At 62.7% G+C, this 21,608-nt stretch carries 19 protein-coding genes; 8 read left to right on the top strand and 11 right to left on the bottom strand.

Annotation, left to right across the window (positions count from 1 at the left end):
* Positions 1–137 precede the first annotated feature (137 nt).
* Both BJI47_RS18515 and BJI47_RS18510 read left to right on the top strand, forming a co-directional pair.
* On the top strand, positions 138–1,109 hold the full coding sequence (locus BJI47_RS18515; RefSeq protein WP_088945109.1) for a cyclase family protein: 972 nt from the start codon (positions 138–140) through the stop codon (positions 1,107–1,109).
* Positions 1,110–1,120: 11 nt separating this feature from the next.
* Positions 1,121–2,776, top strand: a complete 1,656-nt coding sequence (locus BJI47_RS18510) for a class I adenylate-forming enzyme family protein (protein WP_088945108.1) — start codon at positions 1,121–1,123, stop codon at positions 2,774–2,776.
* Between the two features lie 10 nt (positions 2,777–2,786).
* On the opposite strand, the gene BJI47_RS18505 is transcribed toward BJI47_RS18510, so the two are convergent.
* The 6 genes from BJI47_RS18505 to BJI47_RS18480 form a co-directional block, all read right to left on the bottom strand.
* Positions 2,787–3,536, bottom strand: coding sequence for an energy-coupling factor ABC transporter ATP-binding protein (locus tag BJI47_RS18505; protein ID WP_088945107.1), 750 nt, complete (start codon positions 3,534–3,536; stop codon positions 2,787–2,789).
* Positions 3,521–4,288 carry a cobalt ECF transporter T component CbiQ gene (cbiQ, locus tag BJI47_RS18500; RefSeq protein WP_088945106.1) on the bottom strand — a complete coding sequence of 256 codons (768 nt, stop codon included), beginning with the start codon at positions 4,286–4,288 and terminating at the stop codon, positions 3,521–3,523. Before cbiQ ends, BJI47_RS18505 begins: the two co-directional genes overlap by 16 nt.
* A gap of 6 nt (positions 4,289–4,294) precedes the next feature.
* Positions 4,295–4,633 carry a PDGLE domain-containing protein gene (locus BJI47_RS18495; RefSeq protein WP_088945105.1) on the bottom strand — a complete coding sequence of 113 codons (339 nt, stop codon included), beginning with the start codon at positions 4,631–4,633 and terminating at the stop codon, positions 4,295–4,297.
* Complete coding sequence (locus BJI47_RS18490) at positions 4,630–5,316, bottom strand: energy-coupling factor ABC transporter permease (protein WP_088945104.1); 687 nt, start codon at positions 5,314–5,316, stop codon at positions 4,630–4,632. Before BJI47_RS18490 ends, BJI47_RS18495 begins: the two co-directional genes overlap by 4 nt.
* Before the next feature lie 129 nt (positions 5,317–5,445).
* On the bottom strand, positions 5,446–7,143 hold the full coding sequence (locus tag BJI47_RS18485) for a SulP family inorganic anion transporter (protein WP_088945103.1): 1,698 nt from the start codon (positions 7,141–7,143) through the stop codon (positions 5,446–5,448).
* Between the two features lie 64 nt (positions 7,144–7,207).
* Entirely contained in the window at positions 7,208–8,758 is a 1,551-nt protein-coding gene (locus BJI47_RS18480) for an ABC-F family ATP-binding cassette domain-containing protein (RefSeq protein WP_176224954.1), read from the bottom strand.
* A gap of 176 nt (positions 8,759–8,934) precedes the next feature.
* On the opposite strand from BJI47_RS18480, the gene BJI47_RS18475 reads away from it, so the two are divergent.
* From BJI47_RS18475 to BJI47_RS18465, 3 genes are all read left to right on the top strand, one after another.
* Positions 8,935–10,758, top strand: coding sequence for a penicillin-binding transpeptidase domain-containing protein (locus tag BJI47_RS18475; RefSeq protein WP_088945102.1), 1,824 nt, complete (start codon positions 8,935–8,937; stop codon positions 10,756–10,758).
* A 96-nt stretch (positions 10,759–10,854) separates the two neighbouring features.
* Positions 10,855–12,501 carry an NTF2-like N-terminal transpeptidase domain-containing protein gene (locus tag BJI47_RS18470; RefSeq protein ID WP_088945101.1) on the top strand — a complete coding sequence of 549 codons (1,647 nt, stop codon included), beginning with the start codon at positions 10,855–10,857 and terminating at the stop codon, positions 12,499–12,501.
* 6 nt (positions 12,502–12,507) lie between these two features.
* Positions 12,508–13,239 carry a sulfite exporter TauE/SafE family protein gene (locus tag BJI47_RS18465; protein WP_088945100.1) on the top strand — a complete coding sequence of 244 codons (732 nt, stop codon included), beginning with the start codon at positions 12,508–12,510 and terminating at the stop codon, positions 13,237–13,239.
* A gap of 12 nt (positions 13,240–13,251) precedes the next feature.
* Here BJI47_RS18465 and BJI47_RS18460 read toward each other — a convergent pair whose 3' ends face one another.
* From BJI47_RS18460 to BJI47_RS18440, 5 genes are all read right to left on the bottom strand, one after another.
* Positions 13,252–14,700, bottom strand: coding sequence for a peptide MFS transporter (locus BJI47_RS18460; RefSeq protein WP_088945099.1), 1,449 nt, complete (start codon positions 14,698–14,700; stop codon positions 13,252–13,254).
* A 45-nt stretch (positions 14,701–14,745) separates the two neighbouring features.
* On the bottom strand, positions 14,746–15,108 hold the full coding sequence (locus BJI47_RS18455) for a DUF3054 domain-containing protein (RefSeq protein ID WP_088945141.1): 363 nt from the start codon (positions 15,106–15,108) through the stop codon (positions 14,746–14,748).
* Positions 15,109–15,227: 119 nt separating this feature from the next.
* Entirely contained in the window at positions 15,228–15,779 is a 552-nt protein-coding gene (locus tag BJI47_RS18450) for a YceI family protein (protein ID WP_088945098.1), read from the bottom strand.
* 128 nt (positions 15,780–15,907) lie between these two features.
* Positions 15,908–17,047, bottom strand: a complete 1,140-nt coding sequence (locus tag BJI47_RS18445; protein ID WP_176224953.1) for a YbhN family protein — start codon at positions 17,045–17,047, stop codon at positions 15,908–15,910.
* 30 nt (positions 17,048–17,077) lie between these two features.
* On the bottom strand, positions 17,078–18,532 hold the full coding sequence (locus BJI47_RS18440; protein ID WP_088945140.1) for an adenylate/guanylate cyclase domain-containing protein: 1,455 nt from the start codon (positions 18,530–18,532) through the stop codon (positions 17,078–17,080).
* An 88-nt stretch (positions 18,533–18,620) separates the two neighbouring features.
* Between BJI47_RS18440 and BJI47_RS18435 the strand changes: the two genes are divergently transcribed.
* The 3 genes from BJI47_RS18435 to BJI47_RS18425 are packed head-to-tail and all read left to right on the top strand — an operon-like array spanning position 18,621 to position 21,608.
* Positions 18,621–19,829, top strand: a complete 1,209-nt coding sequence (locus BJI47_RS18435) for an AI-2E family transporter (RefSeq protein WP_088945139.1) — start codon at positions 18,621–18,623, stop codon at positions 19,827–19,829.
* Complete coding sequence (gene macS / locus BJI47_RS18430; RefSeq protein ID WP_088945096.1) at positions 19,822–20,952, top strand: MacS family sensor histidine kinase; 1,131 nt, start codon at positions 19,822–19,824, stop codon at positions 20,950–20,952. The genes BJI47_RS18435 and macS overlap by 8 nt, the downstream gene beginning before the upstream one ends.
* Positions 20,952–21,608, top strand: coding sequence for a response regulator transcription factor (locus tag BJI47_RS18425; protein ID WP_176224952.1), 657 nt, complete (start codon positions 20,952–20,954; stop codon positions 21,606–21,608). The genes macS and BJI47_RS18425 overlap by 1 nt, the downstream gene beginning before the upstream one ends.

The raw sequence follows: 21,608 nt of genomic DNA, 5'->3' as shown, positions 1-21,608 counted from the left end.
TCGAGCGTTGAAGCCCGGTCTAGCGAGAGGGCTTAGCCACGCTATTGACAAAGCCTAACGTGGGTTAGATCATAATCTAAACACCTACCGAGCGATCGCTCGAATGATCTGGGTCATTGGTAATCTGAGGAGATCGAATGTCTGAAGCCGCCCCCGAGATGCACGAACTGCTAGGTGACGACGCCCCCAGCAACTGGGGAAAATGGGGCCGCGACGATGAATTGGGCACCTTGAACTACCTCGACGCGAGCGAGGTGTTGCGCGGAGTGCAGCACATCAAGTCAGGCGAGACGTTCACACTGCAGATTCAGATGGGACGCACGGAAAGCCCCGGCGATCCTCTCTGGCCGGCACGAGAGGGTATACAGCGGCAGAACGTGCTCGACGAAAGCTCCTGGGACGGAGATGGTGCACCAGCATTTCCAGGTGGCTTGCACTACGCCGATGACACCGCTCTGATGTTCTTGCAAGGTTCCACGCAGTACGACGCTCTGGGGCACGTCTGGTACGACGGCAAGCTGTGGAACGGTTACGACGCGCGAACAACCGTCGGGAAGATGGAAAAGGCGTCGGTGCTCCCCATAGCGGAAAAGGGTGTCGTTGGCCGAGGTGTCCTTATCGACATGGCGCGTCACCGAGGCAAGGACTCTTTGGACAAGAAAGAAACGTTCGATCACAACGATCTGGAAGCTGCTGCACTGGCTCAAGGCGTAACCATCGAGCCCCATGACATCCTGCTCATTCGGACCGGCTGGATGAACTACTGGTATGAGCTGAACAACCCGAAAGAATTTTATGACGAGTTCTGCGAACCGGGATTGACGTACTCGCGCGAGCTGGTGGAGTGGTTCCAGAACCGCGAGATTGCGAACCTCGTGACCGACACCATTGCCAACGAAGTAACAAACGACCCTGAGTCCGGTGTCGCGCTGCCGCTTCATTGCGCGCTGATGCGCAACCTGGGGGTCGTCTTTACCGAAATGGCCTGGCTCGATGATCTGGCCGATGCCTGTTCCGCCGATGGCAGGTGGAGCTTTCTCTACACGGCCGCCCCGCTCAAGGTAGTCAATGGGACCGGCGCCCCGGTCAATCCAATTGTGATCCGTTGAAAGATTCCAGCATGAGCGTGTATGACGACAAGATTTGGTTGGGTCGTTACGGGCCAGGGCAACCTGCCCAGATCGAGGTGGAGTTCGACAACGCGCTGGACATGTTCAAAGCTGCAGTCGAGCGAAATCCCGACGGCGACATCATTCGTTACTTCGACGGCCGGGTCACGCTACGCGAGCTCGATGAGCTGTCCGACGCCTTTGCACTGGGAATTACCGAAGCCGGATTCGTACCCGGTGAGAGACTGGCTATCTACGCCCAGAACATCCCGCAGTTCGTCATCGCCCAAATCGGCACGTGGAAGGCCGGCGGAATCGCCGTCTCGATCAATCCGATGAACCGGCAACGAGAGTTGAAACAACTGCTGATCGACTGCGGTGCAACCGTACTCGTCGCGCTGGAGACTCTTTACCGTGATATCGCAGCGGAGGTTTTGCCTGAAACCCAGGTGCGGACAGTGATCACGACTTCGGAACTCGAGTACCAGAGCGGCGGTCACCGTGGATTTCTCGCCGAAGTGGAGCGAATCGAGTGTCCTGACACCGTCGATATGGCCGAACTCATGCAGCGTTTTCGTGGGAAGCCGTGTCCAACAGTGGTCTTGGCTCCGAGTGATGTGGCGTTTCTGACCTATACGTCGGGGACCACCGGACCGCCCAAGGGCGCTATGACCACTCATCGCAACGTGGTGTTCAATGCTCAGACGTACCGAGACTGGATCGGTATCGGTTCCGACGATGTCATCCTCGGCATAGCACCTCTCTTCCACGTCACCGGCTTGATCGGACACATTGCGATCTCGCTGCTCGTCGGGGCACCGCTGGTGCTGATGTACAGACTCGACCCGGTAGAGACGATCAAGACGATCGAAGCCGAAAGACCCACGTTCACCGTGGGGTCGATCACGGTATTCATCGCTTTGATGAACGCTCCCAACGCGGAGAAAGATGCTCTCGCAAGTTTGACGAAGATCTACTCCGGCGGTGCTCCGATTCCACCGAGCACGATTGCCGCATTCCAGAGGACGTTCGGACAGTACATACACAACATCTACGGACTCACCGAGACCACATCGCCATCGCATGCCGTCCCACTAGGGACCGTTGCGCCCGCCGACCCCGCCACTGGGACAACGTCTGTCGGGGTACCGGTCTACAACACCGTGGTGCGCATCATCGACGACCAAGGCAAGGACCGAGCGCCTGGCGAGATCGGCGAACTCGTCATCGAAGGGCCGCAGGTGGTTGCCGGTTATTGGAACAAGCCCGAGGCGACGGAGCAGGCCCTGCCCGGTGGTGTTCTACATACCGGAGACGTCGGCTATATGGACGAACAAGGCTGGTTCTACATAGTCGATCGGAAGAAGGACCAGATCAATGCCGGTGGTTACAAGGTGTGGCCACGAGAGGTCGAGGACGTGCTCTACGAGCATCACGCGGTCCGCGAAGCTGCCGTGGTCGGTGTTCCCGATGAGTACCGCGGTGAAACTGTGAAGGCTTTCGTAAGCTTGCGCCCCGGACAGACCACGACGCCCGAGGAGCTCATCGCGTTCGCAAAAGAACGGATGGCGGCCTACAAATATCCGCGTTATGTAACCATCGTCGAAGACATTCCCAAGACGGTCACTGGGAAGTTGCTACGCCGAGAACTACGCGAACTGAACTGACATCGAAGTATCAACTTCGCTCGGGGGAAATGCAGAATCCCCACGGTAGTTCGAGGCGGTGCCGGGCGAGGAGTTCGGAATCGCCGAGAATGTCCGCGATCGGTCCGTCCGCGACGAGTGCCCCGTCGTCGAGAATGACGGCCCGCGTGCACAGCTGAGCGGCATACGGCAGGTCGTGCGTGACCAGCAGCATCGTGGTGTCGAGGTCCATCAGCGTCTCGGCGAGTTCTCGACGCGCGACCGGGTCGAGATTGGCGGACGGCTCGTCGAGGACCAGGATGTCCGGTTCGCAGGCGAGGACCGAGGCGAGGGCAACGCGTCGACGCTGGCCACCCGAGAGGTGCGTGGAGTTGCGGTCGGCATGTTCGCTCATCCCGACGACCTTCAGGGCTGCGGCGACGCGGGCGCCGAGCGCGGGACCGGTGACACCGAAGTTGGCGGGACCGAATGCGACGTCCTGGGCGACGGTGGGCATGAACAGTTGGTCGTCGGGATCCTGGAAGACGATCCCGACGAGCCTTCTGATTTCTCGTACGGTCTTGCTGCTCAAACGGATTCCGCTGACGTCCACGGTTCCCCGGTCTGCGGTGAGGACGCCGTTGAGCTGAAGCATCAGCGTCGTCTTTCCTGCTCCGTTGGGTCCGAGGACGGCGACGCGTTCACCTCGTGCGACCTCGAGGTTCAGTGCGGTCAATGCGGCCGTGCCGTCGGGATAGGCGAAGGACACATCGTGAAGTTTCAGGCTCATCGGACCAACCATGCTGCCAATGAAATTCCGAGAGCAACGAAAGCCGGCGCAGTGCCCAGGAACCAGTCACGCCGAACTGCAGCGGCGGAGACCCCTGCTATCGAGTCCATTGCGGGTATTGCGCCGTCGAACCCGCGGGAGGCCATGGCTAGATGTACGCGCTCACCGCGCTCGTAGGAGCGGAGAAACAATCCACCGACCCCGCGGGCCGTAGCCGCGATCTGATGGAAGGCCCGCGGGTCATCGCCTCTGGCCAAGCGCGCGATCCGCATCCGATCTGCCTCGGCTGCAAGCAGTTCCACGTAGCGGAGCATCAGTACCACGATGGTCGCGATGAAGGACGGTACGCGAAGCCTCGTGAGGCCGACGGGTAGTTCGCGAGGATCGGTCGTGGCGGCAAGGGTCAGGGAGACTGCAACACCGAGAGTGCCTTTGACGATGATGCCCCATGCAGCCCACAGTCCTGATGTCGAAAGTTCCATACCGAGAACGACAATTCTGTCCCCGCCCTCCGCGAACGGTAGCAACACCGCGAGGACGACGAAAGGTAACTCGATGAGCATCCGAGGGGCGATCCACGTCAACGGGATGGAAGCTGTCCGCCACACGCAGAGCAGGCCGATCGCGTACAGAGCGTAGGGCCACAGCATCTCTCGCGGAGTCGCGACCACAGCCAGGACGGTGACGACGGCACAGACGATCTTGACCTCGACGGGCACCTCGTGCAGCGGTGAACGTACCTCGCGATACAGCGCGATGCCCATGCCGGTTCAGTCCGCTCGACTGTGTCGCGACCGTGCGATCAGCCAGAACAGTCCTCCGGCAGCCGCGAATGTAACGATGACTCCGATAATTCCAGCGACACCGGTGAGCGTATCCCGGCCGTCGATGGCGTAATCCGCCAAGGGGGTGCCGGTCATTCCATGATCGGTCGCAGACTGCGCTATGCACGATCCGGTCAGCGTGTCACCGGTGTCGGTCCCGACCACCTGGCAGCCCTGCAGAGTCGTCGAGTCCAGACCGTCGGGGTGTGAACTGGCGAAGTAGGAGACTATTCCGGCGATCAGCAGAGCCGCCACCGCGAAGCCGACATAGAATCTGCGCGTCATACCTCTACCTGCTTGCGGGTTCGCAGGAGGTGCACCAGGTCTGGTCGCACGCGCGCCACCGCGACAACCGTCAGCGCGGTGATGATGCCTTCACCGATGCCGATGAGAGTGTGTGTGCCGAGCATGTAAGCCGCGACAGTGCCGACCGAGGTCGAGGAGGCACCGCCGAGCGAGTATTCGACGATGAACCCGGCGGCTGCGGCGACCGTGCCGCACAGTGCAGCCAGGAACGCGATGGTACCGAGTCCGGCCCGATTCTCCCGCCGAAGGATGATGCGTCGTAGTCCGACGGCAACGCCGTATCCGACGGCAACGCCGACCAGCGCCATGTTGGTGATGTTCGCTCCCAACGCACTCAATCCGCCGTCGGCGAAGAGCAGTGCCTGAACGACGAGCACTATCGATACGCAGAGCGCGCCGGTGAACGGGCCGACCAGGATGGCAGCGAGCGCGCCTCCGAGCAGGTGTCCGCTGACGCCGGGGAGGATCGGGAAGTTGACCATCTGGACGGCGAAGATGAACGCGGCGACCAGCCCGGCCATGGGCACGGTGCGCTCGTCGAGTTCCGATCGTGCCTTCCACGCACACACTCCGGCACCCACGAGGGCGATGAGTCCGAACAGGAGCGAGGTCGGGAGATCGATGATGCCGTCGCTCATGTGCATGGCGATGTTCTGGTTCATATCGATGTTGCTCCCACCGGGAGCCGGAACAGTCACCAGCGAACACTAACCCCAATTATCAACATCTGCTCAATTGTTCAGATGACTTTTCGAAGCATCGCCAGAGACCCGGGTCATCTTTCTGGCCGATCACAGCTGGTCCACACGCCGGTGGAAGTCCTCCACGGCTGCTTCGACGGTGGGATAGAAACGCGTTCCGTCGAATCTTCCGCCCACTCCGAAACGGATGAGCCGATCCTTGATCGGACCCTTCATCTCGGCAAATATCAACCGAATCCCGCGACTCGCCAAATTTCGATCGAGGTCGACGAGTTCGTCGACGGCGGTGGTGTCGAGTCCGGTGATGGGCTCCGCGGCGATGACTACCCACTCGACCGGGGACGGCGAGTCCGCCACCACCGAACGCACGTACTGATCGAAGATCTCACCGTTCGCGAAGAAAAGCGGCGCGTCGAAGCGGACCATGACCAACCCTGGGATGCGCTGCCCGTCCGGATGCCGCTCGATGTCGTGAAAGCCGGGACGGTCGGTCGTGCGGACGAGTTCGGTGCGGTGCGGCTGCCATGCCCGTACGACCACCGCGAGGAAGGAAAGACCTATCGCGACGAGGATGCCCTGCAGCACGCCTACGAGGGCGACCCCGAGGAAGGTGGCTGCGGCGAGACCGAATTCGACACGGCTCATATGCCACATGCGAACCATTCCACGCACGTCGATCAGCGCCCCGGCCGCGATGATCACCACCGCCCCGAGCGTCGCATCGGGCAGGTACGCGGTGACGCCGGGTGCAACGAGGACGAAGAGCAGGACGGCCAGCGCTCCCACCACGCCCGCCAGTTGGGTGCGGGCGCCGCTCTGTTCGGCCACCGGGGTCCGCGAGCCGCTGGCGGAGATGGGGAAACCGCCGAACAACCCACCGGCAATGTTGGCGACACCGATTGCCTTCATTTCGGTACTACCGTTCACGTCCTCACCACGCCTCGCCGCGAACGTGCGAGAGAGCACACCGGTGTCGGCGAACGCGATCAGTGCGATTCCAGCCGCCGGCCCGATCAGATGTCCTACATCTCGCCAGTCGACGCCGCCGAACGAGGGCAGCGGAAGCCCGGCCGGTAGTGCGCCGACCATCGCGATGTCTTCGGTGAGTCCGAGTATCGCGGACAGGACGATCGACCCGATCACGGCGACCAGAACCCCGGGGACGCGGTGGACCCATCGTTTGAAGATCGGGATGACGGCAAGCGAAGTCAGGCCCACCGCGGCTGCAATGGGGTCGATGTCGCCCGCCACGATCGATTGCGCGGTCTCCTTGGCCTGGCCGAGGACGCCGGACGCATCGACGGAAAACCCGAGCAGCTTGGGTATCTGCCCGATGACCACGATGAGAGCGATCGCGTTGAGGTAACCGAGCCTGATGGGTTTGGAGAGCAGTTCGGTTACGAACCCGAGCCGCAGAAATCCGCCGAGTACGAGAATGAGTCCGACGAGAACCCCTAAAATCCCGGCCAGCGCGAGTGCGCTCTCGGGGTCGTCGGTCACTGCCAGCGGGATCACCGCCGCCGCGATGAGCGGCGCCAGCGAAGAGTCGGGACCGAGGACGAGAATTTTCGACGGCCCCACTACGGCGTAGGCGAGCAGGGGCACGATCGTGGCGTACAGCCCGGCGTAAGCGGGCAAACCGGCTGCCTGTGCGTACCCCATCCCGGCAGGGATCAGCAGGGCGGTGAGGACCAGGCCGGCCGTGATGTCGCTGCGCAACCATGCGCGCTGGTAGGTCCTGGCCGTCGCGATACCCGGTAGCCGGCCGAGACTTGCCGTCCATGCCAAGGCCCCTCCAGTCCGCGACATGCCATGAGTATCGACCCTTGAGCGGACCACCGTGATAATTGGGCTAGAGCTCGATCCATCGTGTCGGCGCAATGCCACGTAGAAACGGTAGATCATGGCTGGCCACGACGAGTGCACCCTCGTAGGTCGCCAGCGCCTCGGTGAGGTGCGCTCGGCCGGCGATATCGAGGTTGTTGGTCGGCTCGTCGAGCATGAGCAATTTCGGTGGCGGTTCGGCCAGCAGGATGCGTGCCAGCGCTGCACGTAATCGCTCGCCGCCGGACAGCGTGGAGGTGACGGCGTCCGAGTCGTGACCACGAAAGAGGAACCGGGCCAGTTGGGCCCGGATCTGTTCGTTCGACGCGTGCGGAGCGACGTCGGCAACGTTCTCGACCACTGTTCTCGATTCGTCGAAAACGTCGAGCCGTTGCGGCAGGTACTGCCACGGCACCGAGGGCCCTGCGGATTCGAGCTTTCGTAGCAATGTCGTCTTGCCACTGCCGTTGGGCCCGATCACGGCGATCCGTTCGGGACCGACGATCTCGAGCTCCTCGGTGACGACTACCTGTTGCCCCGCATGAACGTTCGTGAACGGAAGATCGATTCTGATCTCGCGGTCATCACGCAGGCGGTCCTCGGCCGCGCTGAGCACGGCCTGCGCGCCGGAGACCTTGTCCTCGTGGGCTCCGCGTAATTTTCCGGCGGAGACCTGTGCCGCGCGCTTGCGTGCACCCATGACGATCTTCGGTTCGCGTTTCTGCTCGAACATCTTCTTGCCGTAGCGAATCCGCTTGTCGATCTTCGTCCTGGTCTCGATCAATTCGCGTTTCTGCTTGCGCACATCGTTCTTGGCATCGCTGAATGCGGCTGCTGCTACTTGCTGCTCGGCGTCGATCACCGACCGGTAGTGCGAGTAGTTGCCGCCGAACATCCGGATGGTGCGCGCGCCGTCGCGCTCGGCACGCACTTCGGCGCTGCTGTCCATGATGTCGAGAAGTTCCAGATCGTGGCTCGACACCACGAGAACGCCCGGAAACTCCAGTACGGCAGAATGCAACCGCGTACGGGCGTCGGCGTCGAGGTTGTTGGTCGGCTCGTCCAGCAGAAGCACCTCGGGTTCGGCGAGAAGTTCGGCAGTCAGTGCCAGCAACATCGATTCCCCACCGGACAACGTTCCGATAGTGCGATCGAGATCGGCTCGCGTGGAGACGATGTGGCCGAGTCCGAGCTTGTCGAGCAAACCCACGGCGCGGTGCTCGGCATCCCACCTGGACCCCACTGTCGAAAAGTCGGATTCGGTCCCATCGCCGGACTCGATGCGCTGCAGTGCTGCTCGAATTCCGCGGAGACCGAGGATCTCGTCGACTCGCCGGCCTGGCGTCGACGTCACGTCCTGCGGTAGGTAGCCGAGTTCTCCTTCGGCGCTGATCGACCCGCGATTCGCCTTCAACTCACCCGCGATGAGTCGGAGGAGTGTGGACTTTCCAGAGCCGTTCGATCCGACGAGGCCTGTTCTGCCACAGGAGAATACGGCATCGAGTCGGTCGTAGACCTTCTCGCCGTCCGGCCAGGTGAACTCGAGATCGGAAATGCGCAGCGAGGATGAAGTAGACATAAGTGCTCCAGAGGTATGCGTGCGGGAGTGCAGGCGTAAGAAACCTCTAGAAGAGCAATTGCCTCTCCGAATCTGTTGGCGACAAAGACGAAGCTCAGATTAGACCGCGGTTGCCGGCCTTGCAACCGTGTTTTGGTCGGCCCTTCTTACGTAGGTCATATCCGCACAACTGAGGCATGATCGTCCCCGTGCTCACCTCGAAGAGAACGGTGTCCGCCCTCGTTGCCGTCACTGCGCTTGTACTTGCCGGTTGCTCGGACGACGGTCCGCCGGAGCCGCGCACCACAGCCCAGCAGTTCGTCGATGCGGTCAACGGGGGAAATGCCGAGGCAGCCGCCGCGTTGACGACGGATCCGGCCGCCGCGGCCGCAGCACTGACGGGCTTGTACGACGGACTGGGTGCCGGGGGGACGGTGACGGCGACACCCGATTTCACCGTCGAGGACACTTCCGAGGAGGGCGGGACGGTCACCCTGGATGCCACGTGGCGTTTCTCGACAACGCAGGACGGAACCGAGGAGCCGGACGGTGAGCCGAAGCAGTGGCATTATGCGACAACTGCAACGGCCACCGATACCGACCAGGGTTGGCGGATCGACTGGGACCCCACCATCTTGGCCCCGACACTCGCGGCCGACAGCACCATCAGGTTCACCCCGACCGATGCGCTCGTGAGCGCCAAGGTGCTCGATCGTGCCGGGGGTGAATTGATGTCGCAGCAGGTCGTGACACTCGTGAACGTCGACGCGACCGCCGATCCTGCGGCCGTCGCAGCGCTCGTGACGCCGCTCGTTCCGACGATCACTGCGCAGTCGATCGCAGCCGACGTTGCGGGCGCGCAGGGCAAGACGGTCACTCTCGTGTCGCTGCGAGAGTCCGACGTCGACCCCGTTGCCGCCCAGCTCGCCGCGATGCCCGGCGTGACGCTTGCGCCGCAGGCCCGGCTACTCACCACCGATCGCGCGCTCGCGTCACCAGCGCTGAACGGGGTATCGGAGCTGTGGCAGCAACAACTCGACGCCAACAAAGGCTGGTCCGTTCAGTCGGTCAAGGCCGACGGATCCGTGGAACCGCTGGCCGGAATCGACGCCCAGCCCGCACCGGACATCGCGACGACGCTGGACACGGCGCTTCAGATCAAAGCCGAGAACGCTCTCGCGTCGCTGCCGCAGCAGGCTGCGATCGTCGCGTTGCAGCCCTCGACCGGCAACGTCCTCGCCGTCGCGCAGAACGCAGCGGCGGACGCCGAAGGCCCGATCGCGCTGACTGGTCTGTATCCGCCCGGTTCGACGTTCAAGACAGTGACTACGTCGGCGGCGCTGGAAGCAGGGACAGCGACCCCCGACACGATCCTGCCGTGCCCAGGAACCGAGAACATCGAGGGCCGCCAGATTCCGAACGACGACAACTTCGATCTCGGTGACGTCCCGCTGCACACGGCATTCGCCCGATCGTGCAATACGACGATGGGCCGCCTCGGCGTCGGACTTCCCGCCGACGGATTGCAGCAGACGGCACAGCAGTACGGCCTCGGCGTCGACTATGTGACGCCAGGGCTGACCTCGGTCACCGGTGATGTCCCTCTCGCCGATACGCCGGCCCAACGCGTCGAATCCGCCATCGGCCAGGGGCAGGTGACGGCGTCACCGTTCGGGATGGCTTTGGTCGCGTCGTCGATCGCGAGTGGCGTGTTGAAGGCTCCGACGCTTCTCGACGGACAGCCCGGTGTAGCGAATGCGACGCCGAAACCTGTGGATCCGCAGGTAGCCGACCAGGTGAAGGCGATGATGCGCGAGACCGTCACCAATGGCACGGCCACGCAGTTGCAGGACATCCCCGGCCTTCTGGGTAAAACCGGAACTGCCGAGTTCGGGCCGAACAACGAGATCGCGCACGGTTGGTTCGTCGGGATCGCGGGTGATCTTGCCTTCGCGGTCTTCGTAGCGGGTGGCCAGAGTTCGGACCCCGCGCTCGAAGCAGCGGGTAAGCTCCTCCGGTAGGGCCTAGCAGGCAAACACCTGGTGTGGCCCAATCGTGATCGGAGTGTATGTCTGTCGTGCTTGTTACCCTTGTGGCTACAGTGAATATTGTGACCCATGAGTTCTGGAAGGTCACTGATGCCTCGTCGTATTCGTGTCCGATATGTGGTGGCGCTCAGCGCAACGTTGGTGTTGGCCGCATCACTCGCTTCGTGGACCCTCGATCGCCCCGCCGGCGGGGCCGAGTCCACTGTGTCCGACTTCGTCGAGGCGCTCAACGACCGTGACGTCGATGCAGCCGCCAACCTGACTTCGTACCCCAACGCTGCGGCGGCATCGATCTCACAGATGTTCGACGGCCTGTCCGCGGGCGGCAAATCATCCTCGCAGTTCGAACTCTCGCAGTTCATCGACCTCGATCAGGACGCGGGGTTCTTCACCCTCGGTTCGGCATGGAACTTCGGTGAGGGCAAAGACTGGAAGTACTCGACACGCGGCAGCACGAAGAGATTGAGCGTCGGCTGGCGGATTACCTGGGAGCCGGAGATCCTTGCACCGGGTCTCGCCAGCGCAGTGCACTACACCCGAACGGACGCGCCGCCACCGCTGGTCTTCGACGCTGCCCAGAACGTCCTGATGAGCGAACGCACCATCAACGCCGTCTCCCTCGACCCAGCGCAGATGCCCGACCCGGCAGGGTCCGCGGCGCGACTCGCCGATGTCATCGACGTCGTGGCGCCGTTGATCACTGCAGAATCACTCACCGCTGAGCTCGACGCCGCACCTGGTGCCCCGGTACTCGCGGTGAACCTGCGCGACGACGACTTCGCAGTTCTCGAGGACGATCTGCGTACCATTCCTGGCGTCGTGATCTCGCAGACACCCAAACTGATCGCGGGCGATCGACGAATCACCTCCCCGTTGCTCGACTCGATTCGAGACGCCTGGCAACTCGGCCGCGACGCGACGTCCGGTTGGGCAGTGGACGTCGTCGGTGCCGACGGAATTCCGGCGCGTCAGGTGGGGTTCCAGGGCCCTGCCGGTCCGGACCTGCATGCCACGCTCGATCCTCGGATTCAGTTGGCGGCCGAGGATGCCGTGGTCAGCGTCGGGACTGCCGCCTCGATCGTAGCTATCGTGCCCTCGACCGGTGCCATTGTCGCGGCTGCTCAGAACAGTTACGCCAACGAACAGGGTCAGATTGCGTTCTCGGGGATGTATCCCGCAGGATCGGCATCGGCATTGCTCGACGCCCTGCAGTCGGGTGATAACCCAGGGAACCCGTCTCAGCTCGGCCTCGGGGTCAACTACTCGATGCCCGGACTCGACGCCTTCGCCGGTCAACGTTCCGGGCCAGGCGGGTCGATCGATCGGATCCGGTCCGTCGGAAACGAGAGCTCCACGGAGTCGATGACGCCGTTCGGTCTGGCTCAGATGGGTGCGGCGATCTCCCGTGGCTCAGCGCCTCTCCCGTCGATCGTCGTCGGTCAGAACGCCGTCGCCGACCAGCCGACCGATTCGATTCCCCCTGAAGCCCTGGCCAGGCTCCGAAAGATGTTGGTTGACTCGGCTCATGCCGAAGGACTCGACGCGTACGCGGGATTGACAGGTTTCGCGGGTAACAGTGGCGACGACCGGTGGTTCATAGCCAACCGAGGCGATCTTGCGTTCGCCGTCTACATCGAGGACGCGGACGGAACGGACCAGGCAGTGAAGATGAGTACCCGTCTGATCCGAGGCATGGACTCCGGCATCGCCGAGTAACCCCCTGTGCTTCATTTCGGTCTGCTCGTGGTGGCCGGTTACTTCGCCGGCCTCGTCGGCTTCGTGACCGGGATGGCGTCGCTGGTGTCGTATCCAGCTTTACTGGCAGCCGGGTTGCCTCCGGTGAGCGCAAATGTCACCAACACGGTGGCGATGGTCGCCGTCGGTGTCGGCGCGACGACGAATGCTTCGGCTGAGCTCGCCAAGGACGGTAAGCAGCTGGTTCGTTACGCCGTCTATTCGGCAGCCGGTGGGCTGGTCGGTGCCGTCGTTCTGCTCGTTGCGCCCTCGGGATCCTTCGAGGTGGTGGTGCCGTTCCTCGTTGCGTTCGCGGCCCTCGCGCTCCTACTGCAACCGAGGATTCGAAAGCTGTCCGGAAATCGAGAGTTTCCGACGCTGTATCCGTTTGCACTGTTCTTGGTTGCTGTTTACGGCGGGTACTTCGGGGCAGGCGCCGGGGTGATCTTCTTGGCGCTCGCTTTGATCGCCACATCCGAAACGATATGGCGCGCCAGCATTCTGAAGAGCTTCTTTCTGGGCGTCGCGAACCTGGTTGCGGCCGTGATCTTTGCATTCTCCGGCCAAGTCGACTGGCTCGCTGCGCTGGCGCTGGCGATTGGGGCCTTCTGTGGTGGCTACTGCGGCCCGCCCGTGGTCAAGCTTATTCCCCCGACGTTTCTGCGCATCGCTGTCGGAGTTCTCGGGCTCGGGCTCGCAGCATGGTTGATGTGGAAATAGCTGCAGGCGTTGCTATGTCACACCGCTCATCATTTTCTTGATCCACGGCGTCAGAGCAACCAGCGCCACGGCGACCGCGATGGATGCAGCTCCCACGCTGTAGAAGAACGGGTTCGGGTTGTCCTGGTCGTAGTAGCCGGCGAGAGTGCCTGCCATGGCCGAACCGAGGGCAACCGAGAGGAAGAACAACGCGACCATCTGCGTGTGGAAGTTCTCCGGTGCGAGTTTGGTGGACAGTGACAGGCCGACCGGGGAGAGGAACAGTTCCGCGAAGGTGAACATCAGCAAGATGCCGATCAGGGCGAGCAGTGGCATGTTGTCGCCGGCGAGGGCGGGTACGAATGCGAGGAAAGCTACGCCCATGATGCCCACTCCTGCAGCGAACTTCAGGGGTGTCGAGGGCTGACGATTACCGAGCTTGGTCCACATTGCGGCGAAAATGCCTGCAAAGATGATGATGAACACCGGGTTGATGGACTGTACCCACGACGGCGGGAACTCCCAGCCGAAGAGATTGCGGTCCAACTCGGTATCGGCGATGAGCGGCACTGTAGTGAATTGCTGCTGGAACAGCGACCAGAACGCAGCACTGGCGATGAACATCGGAATGAACGAGATGACCCGACGACGTTCGATCGAGGTGATCTTCTTGCTGGAGAGGATAATCGCGAAGTACCCGATAGCAGCGACGACCGTGACACCGACGACGATGTTGGACAGGTTCGATGCTTTGATCGCGCCGAACACCGAGAGCAGAGCTATGAGGGCGATCGCCGCCGCAGCGATCGCGACCCACTTGGTTCGCTCGGTCGAGGGGAGCGGATTGGGGGCGACAGCGCCGATGCCGTGCAAATGCTTCCGGCCGAGCGTGTACTGGATGAGGCCGAGCCCCATACCGACAGCAGCCAGCGCGAAGCCGGCATGGAATCCGATCTTGTCCCAGGCCAACCCGGTGAGCAGCGGGCCGATGAACGCGCCGATGTTGATGCCCATGTAGAAGAGCGAGAAACCGGCATCCCGTCGAGGATCCTTCTCCTCGTACAGATCTCCCACCAAAGACGTCGCGTTGGCTTTGAGGCCGCCGCTACCGAACGCGACGAGCACCAAACCGACACCGACCCCTATGAAACCGGGGAGCGCTGCCAGAGCGATGTGGCCGAACATGATGAGGATGGCGCTGTAGAACAGGGTGCGTTCGGAACCGAGAAGTCGATCGGCGATCCACGCGCCGAGAATCGTAGACAGGTACACGGTGCCGCCGTATGCGCCGACGATCGACGTCGCCGAGCTCTCGGGGATCCCGAGTCCGCCGTCGGACACCGCGTAGTAGAGGTAATAGATGAGGATGCCTTGCATCCCGTAGAACGAGAAGCGCTCCCACATCTCGACACCGAACAGATTCGCCAGTGCGAATGGCTGCCCGAAGAATCCGGTGTCCTGCTTGTCCGTCACATCCGCCATTGAAGAACTGTCCCATGCTCGATGGTGCAGAGGGGGCCGATGGGGTCAGTTTCTCCGGGCGGATATGACTCGCGCGAGGGCGCGCCAGCCGAGAAGAAACAGTGCAAGCACGGTCGAGGCTACGACGACGAAGCTGAAGGCAGTGCCCTGCCCGCTGATCGCCCGCAGCACCATGCCGATCGCGACGGTGGACACCCACACGATGATGCCGGTCGGGACGAGGAGGAACGCGTCGAACTTGTCGCGGTAGAGCGCCCAGGTGGCGGCCCAGCCGACGACCGCACCGATCAGAAACGGCCAAGCGGTCGTCGCCAATCCGGCAAGTGCACCCGTCTCGTCGTGGCTGCGTCGACCGATGGCGCAGAAGATCAGGACCAGAACGAGATCTATGACTGCGGGAACGTACAGCGGGGCGAAACGGCCCGGTACGGCGGCGATGATCGGGTTGCGCTTGCTCACCGTTCCCACAATAGAGAACGGGCCCGCCGACTGTATGTCCGCGGGCCTGTTCCGGTGAATGTGGCGATCTAGGAAGCCAGACCTGCTTCGATTTCGAGGGTCAGGGTGATCTTGTCGCCGACGACTGCGCCGCCGCCTTCGAGAGGCATGTCGATGGTGAGACCGAAGTCGCGACGGTTGATGGTGGTGGTGGCTTCGAAGCCGGCGACCGGACCGTTGCCCATGCCGGCGTTGACGCCGTTGAACTCGAGTGCCAGGTCGATCGACTTGGTGACGCCGTGCAGGGTGAAGTCACCTGTCACGACGAAGTCGGAACCCTTGGGCTGTACCGACGTCGACACGAAGGTGGCGGTCGGGTACTTCTCGACCTCGAAGAAGTCGGCAGTCTTGAGGTGGCCGTCGCGCTGCGCGTTGTCGGTGGTGATGGAGGTGACGTCGATTTCGGCGGCGACGGAAGGGGCGCCGTCGTCGGCAACGGTGATCGTGCCGGTGAAGGCCTGGAAACGGCCGCGGACCTTGCTCACGACGAGGTGGCGCACGGAGAAGCCGACGGTGGAGTGCGACGAGTCGATGTTCCAGGTGCCTGCGGACAATTCTGGCAATGCGATCGCGGTGGTCATGTGAGCTCCTCTAGCGGTGGGGTTGAAGGTTCAACTTGCATAGTACACAAGCGGACCGGGGTCCGAATCTATTCCCGGCTGCCGAATAGAGATGCCGATCACAGTTTTCGAGCGGGAGGGAAAGCCCGTTATCCAGACTCGGGATCGGCGTTGTCCGCCCGCGGCTGGTACAGGCCACTGGCCTCCCGCTGCTCGACGGCTTCCCGCTGTTCGAGGACGATGTCGTACTCGAGGTTCTCTTGCCGGTGGTTGCGGAAAAGCACGAGGAACACGATCCAGCCGACGATCGCGACGAGGATGAAACTGACACCGCGATACACGAAGGCGGCTGCGACGGCCTGTGACGCGCTGATGCTGGCTGCGCTGGTGAGAAAGGCGATAAGGGTGGCATCGACGATGACGAGCCCACCCGGCGCGAGCGGCACGGATCCGACGGCCTTACCTGCAGCGAACGCGATGAGCAGACCGGAGAGCCGAGGGTCTGCGCCGACGGCGAAGCAAGCGAAGCCGAGGCAGGCGACGTCGGCGAGTCGGTAAACCGCCGACCACGACACTGTGAGCACGCCGTCGCGTGTGCCGAGTCGAACCGATTGAACTTGTTCGATGATCTCGTCGATACGCTCGGCGCCGGTATCGGCCGGTTGGTTACGGAAATCGTTGATCTTGTGCAGCGTCCACTGGGCCGTGCTGCGTATCGCCTGCGGGTGTGCGGAGATGTACCGCACTGCCAGGACTATCAGGATGACGCCCGCAATCGGGAGTACCAGGGTGAATGTGTTGACCGATCCGCCCACTAGAAGAGCGCCACCGACGCCGAGGACGGCGAGGCCTGCCGCCGCAATGACTCCAGAGATCGCGAGCTGCCATGAGGCGACTACGGGACTCGCGCCCCACCGCCGGGTTTCACGGTAGGTGAACGCGGTGGAGAAGACCTGGCCGGCGGGCAGCGTCAATGACATGGCAGTGCTGCCGTAGATGACCGATACCGACTTGGACTGACGGACGCGAACTCCGCCGGCTTCGAGCAGTTGCTTCTGGACTCGGCCGAACGTGCTCAGTGATAGTGCCTGCGCAAAGACACATGCGGCGAGCCACCCCCAATGGATTTCGGTGAGGGCCTTCCACGACTCGTGCAACCGCGGCCAGAGATAGATCCCCTCGCCTATGAGCAGTGCGACCAGGGCAATCCCGACGATCCATTTGAACCAGCGGAGACGATTCCTCTTCCGTGGCCCGTCGGCAACGGACTCCGGTCTTGGTTCGGCCACCTTCACAGGGTAACCACACGGCGCCCGCTGTCAGGGATGCTCGACCGGCCACGCGAGATGCGTGCGTCTGCGACGGCCGCGTAATTGAACCTGATCACCGAGTTCCCAATGCGCCTGTTCCTCGTCGCTGGCGAAGTAGAGCGCGGAGGTCGATGCGAGAACGCGGCCCGGTCTCAGCTTGGCCAGTTCGGTCAATCGAGACGCTTCGTTGACGGGATCTCCGATCACGGTGTACTCGAACCGCTCGGCTGCGCCGATGTTCCCGGCGACCGCCAGTCCCGCCGACACACCGATCCCGATGTCGAGTCCGGTGATGTCGTTGAGGGCGAACCGCAGGTCACGAGCTGCAGCGAGCGCAGCGGTCGGCGCGTCGGGTCGGTCGAGGGGCGCGCCGAAAATGGCGAGCGCCGCATCACCCATGAACTTGTTGACGAATCCGTTGTGCTGATCGATGACGTCGACGACGACGCGGAAGAATTCGTTGAGGAGGACTACGACCTCACTGGGAGGACGCTCGGAAGCCGTAGCCGTCGACCCGACCATGTCCACGAAGAGCACCGCGACGAAGCGAGTCTCGCCTCCCAATTCGGTACCGAATTGCAATGCACGGCGCGCCACGTCTTCGCCGACGTGTGCGCCGAACAGTTCACGCAGAACGCGCCGTTCCGCGGACTCTTCCATCATGCGGTTGAAGCCAACCTGAAGTCGGCCGATCTCGCTGCCGTCGAATACGTCGACCTCGACGTCGTTTTCACCGCGTTGGACCCGCTCGATCGCCCGACGCAGTTGCCGGATCGGGTCGGAAATCTGGCTGGCCGTCAACATCGACAGGATGAACGCCTGCCCGATAGCGAGGACGCTGAGCAGGATGATCGCTATCGCGAGCGAATGGGGGGAGAACACCAGATCGGTGGTCAGCTGGGTCACGCAGAGCAAGATGATGCCGATGACGGGCATCAGGGTGCCCAGCCCCCAGGTCATCGCCATCCGGGTGCCGATGCCGGGGGTCATGGTCCGGTCGAATCGGCCCTCGCTCAGCGCCATCGCAGCGACCGGGCGCAGGATCCGTTCTCCGAGCATGTAGGTGAATCCGAAGGTGACGGTGGCGGCCATGACCACGGTGACGATGACGGCGACGGCGAGCGACGGCATTTCGGCGACCGTCAGGACGACGAACAGGACACCCCCGATGACCCACAGAACGGCATGCACGATCGCTTGACGCAACGGCGCGTGCAGCGCAGTCATCTGTTCCTTGCGGGTGGGTGGGCCACCCCGCAGCTGCCAACGAACGACCGTCCTCAACATGCGGGACGCGTAATACAGGCTAACCCCGCCTCCGACCAGCAGATAGATGCCGAAGATCCAGACATTGCGTGATCGGTCCGCGATGATCGATTCCGACTCGGCTATGGGCAGCCCATAACGAACGAAGCCGAATACGAGCACCGCGCCGAAGAGGTTGGACAGGCCCATCGAGACCATATAGAGCGGCCAGCGACTCTTCAGGGTGAGCGAGACCGCTCGGAAAGATGCCAGCACAGGTTAAATTTACCGGGTGGGTACTGGCGAGCTGCGGGCAGAAGCACCAAAGGAGCCTTCCGGTGCCCGAACGCCCGCGGATTCGGTTCATCCGTTGGTGCGTGTCGGAGCGGAATGGACGTGGCGTCTGCTGGTTCTGTTCGCTGGATTCCTGACCCTTTGCTATGTCGTCATCCGGCTCGAAACAGTGTTCATTCCTATCGGACTGGCGCTGCTGGCGTCGGCGATGCTGGTGCCGATCGTCGATTGGATGCAGAGACGCGGAGTCCCGAGGTCCGCGGCCGTCGTCGTTGTCATCATCGCCAGTATCGGTGTCGTCGTCGGGATCATGACGTTCGTCGTCGAGCAATTCATCGAGGGCCTACCGCAACTCGGCGATCAATTCACCGCGAGCATCAACGACATCCAGTCCTGGTTGTCCACTGGCCCACTCCACATCAGTGAGGATCAGATCCGGCAGACCAGCGACGACGCAGTCAAAGCCATCCAGGACAATCAGGCAGCGGTGACGTCGGGCGCTTTGACCACCGCGACGCTCATCGGTGAGATCTTCACCGGCGCGTTGCTGACGCTGTTCACGCTGATCTTCTTCCTCTACGGCGGCGATCAGATCTGGAACTTCGTCACCAGGCTTGCCCCGACGTCGGCGCGGCGTCGTATTCGGCTCGCCGGAAGTCAGGGCTTCGGCTCCCTGATCGGGTACGTTCGCGCAACGGTTGCCGTCGCAGCTGCCGACGCCATCGGGATCGGGGCCGGGCTGGCCATTCTCGGTGTGCCCTTGGCCTTGCCGCTGGCATCGTTGGTGTTCATCGGCGCGTTCATCCCCATTGTCGGTGCTTTCCTGACCGGATTCGTCGCAGTGTTCATCGCCCTGGTGACCAAGGGTCTGATCACCGCGTTGATCACACTCGGCATCGTCGTCGCAGTAATGCAACTGGAAGGGCACGTACTGCAACCTCTGCTGCTGGGACGCGCAGTACGGCTGCATCCTTTGGCCGTCGTCTTCGCCATCACCTTGGGAATCCTGCTGGCAGGCATCGTCGGTGGGCTGCTGGCCGTTCCGATCGTGGCAGTGCTCAACACTGCAATCCGCTCACTGCTGGCAGAGGACCCGGACGAAGTCTACGAGGAACTCGAGGAACACGACCCGTCGGAGCCCCTGTTCCCGGCAACAGGGGACAGCCCACATCCACGTAGTCGACAACTCGACCCAGGAACTCTCGAAAAGCCAGATGACTGACGCACTGACCCCGCTCTGGCGCGCGTCGCAGGTATTTCGATTCGTCACCCTCCTCTATGCGGTCAGCTACCAGATCGGCTCGATGTCGTCCTACAGCAATCCGCGCCTGAGCTGGTTCTTCGTGGCGCTGATGGCGGTGTGGACCGGGATCTCGGCAGCGCTTCTCTCGGAGAAGAGAATCCCGCTATGGAAGGTGGTGTTCGCCGACCAACTCGTCGTCATCGGGTTGATGGCGTCGACTCGGTTGGTCGCCGATCCCCAGTGGTACAGCACTCACCAAACTCTCCCGACCACATTGTGGGCCACCAATGCGGTGATCTCGGCGGCAATTCTGTTCGGGCCCAGGGGCGGAATCGCGTCGGCGATCATGCTCGCAGCCGTGAGCGCACTGGTACGCGATCAGGTGAATTTCGATCTGTGGACGGACGCGACAGCGCCGGTTCTGGTGTCGGTCGGGCTTGCGCTCGGGTTGGCGAGCAACACCGCCAAACGCGCACACTCGGAATTGGAGCGGGCCATCAGGCTCGCGGCGATCACCGAAGAACGCGAACGGCTTGCCCGCCAGGTGCACGACGGCGTCCTGCAAGTGTTGGCGCTGGTTCGTCGGCGCGGAAACGAAATCGGCGGTGCAGCAGGTGAACTCGCCGACCTCGCGGGCGAGCAAGAGGTTGCGCTGCGGATGCTGATCTCCGAGCAGAGGAACCCGAGCCGCATCGATACCGGCGATGCAAAGGTCGATCTGGGAAGTCTGCTCCGACAACAGGGCAGCACCACCGTGTCGATCTCTGCCCCTACGGATCCTGTACTCGTCCACAAACCCGTCGCCGACGAGCTCGCTGCCGTTCTCTCGACAGCATTGTCGAACGTGACACTGCACGCGGGATCGGGTGCGCGCGCGTATGTTCTGCTCGAAGATGTAGCAGGCGACATCATCGTGAGTATCCGCGACGACGGCATCGGGATAGCCGCCGGACGCCTCGCCGAAGCCGAGGCAGAGGGCCGAATGGGCGTCTCCGAGTCGATACTGGGGAGAGTTGAGATGCTGGGCGGCACAGCAGTTCTCGACAGCGATGTCGGCACGGGGACCGAGTGGGAAATTCGAGTACCGAAGGAGCAGAAGTGATGGACAAGCGGATTTCTGTCATGGTCGTCGACGACCACCCCATGTGGCGCGACGGGGTGGCACGCGACCTCGATGCAGCCGGATTCGACGTCGTTGCCACCGCTGACGGAGTCGGATCCGCGGGGCGTCGCGCTCAGGCCACACAACCGGCCGTCGTTCTGATGGACATGCACCTGGTCGACGGCAACGGTGCCGACGCGACGGTCCAGGTACTTCTCGGTTCACCGAACAGTCGGATTCTGGTGTTGTCGGCCTCCGCCGAGCGCGGTGACGTGCTCGACGCAATCAAGTCCGGCGCCAGCGGATACCTGGTCAAGAGTGCATCGGCCGAGGAATTGTTCGACGCCGTCCGGGCCACCGCCGCCGGGCAAGCCGTGTTCACTCCCGGTCTGGCCGGGCTGGTCCTCGGGGAGTATCGACGTATCGCTACCGCCCCCGCAGACGCGAACGACACCAAAGTGCTACGTCCGACGCTGTCCGACCGCGAAACCGAAGTGCTACGCCTCGTTGCAAAGGGCCTGAGCGCCAAGCAGATTGCAACCAAACTGACGTTGAGTCATCGCACGGTGGAAAATCATGTGCAGGCCACACTCCGCAAGCTGCAGTTGGCCAATCGGGTCGAGCTGACGCGTTACGCGATCGAACAGGGTTTGTGA

This window comes from Rhodococcus sp. 1168, assembly GCF_002091955.1.
Classification (GTDB): domain Bacteria; phylum Actinomycetota; class Actinomycetes; order Mycobacteriales; family Mycobacteriaceae; genus Rhodococcoides.
Note: the sequence above shows the minus strand (reverse complement) of the source record. Positions and strands in the feature narration are given on the sequence as shown.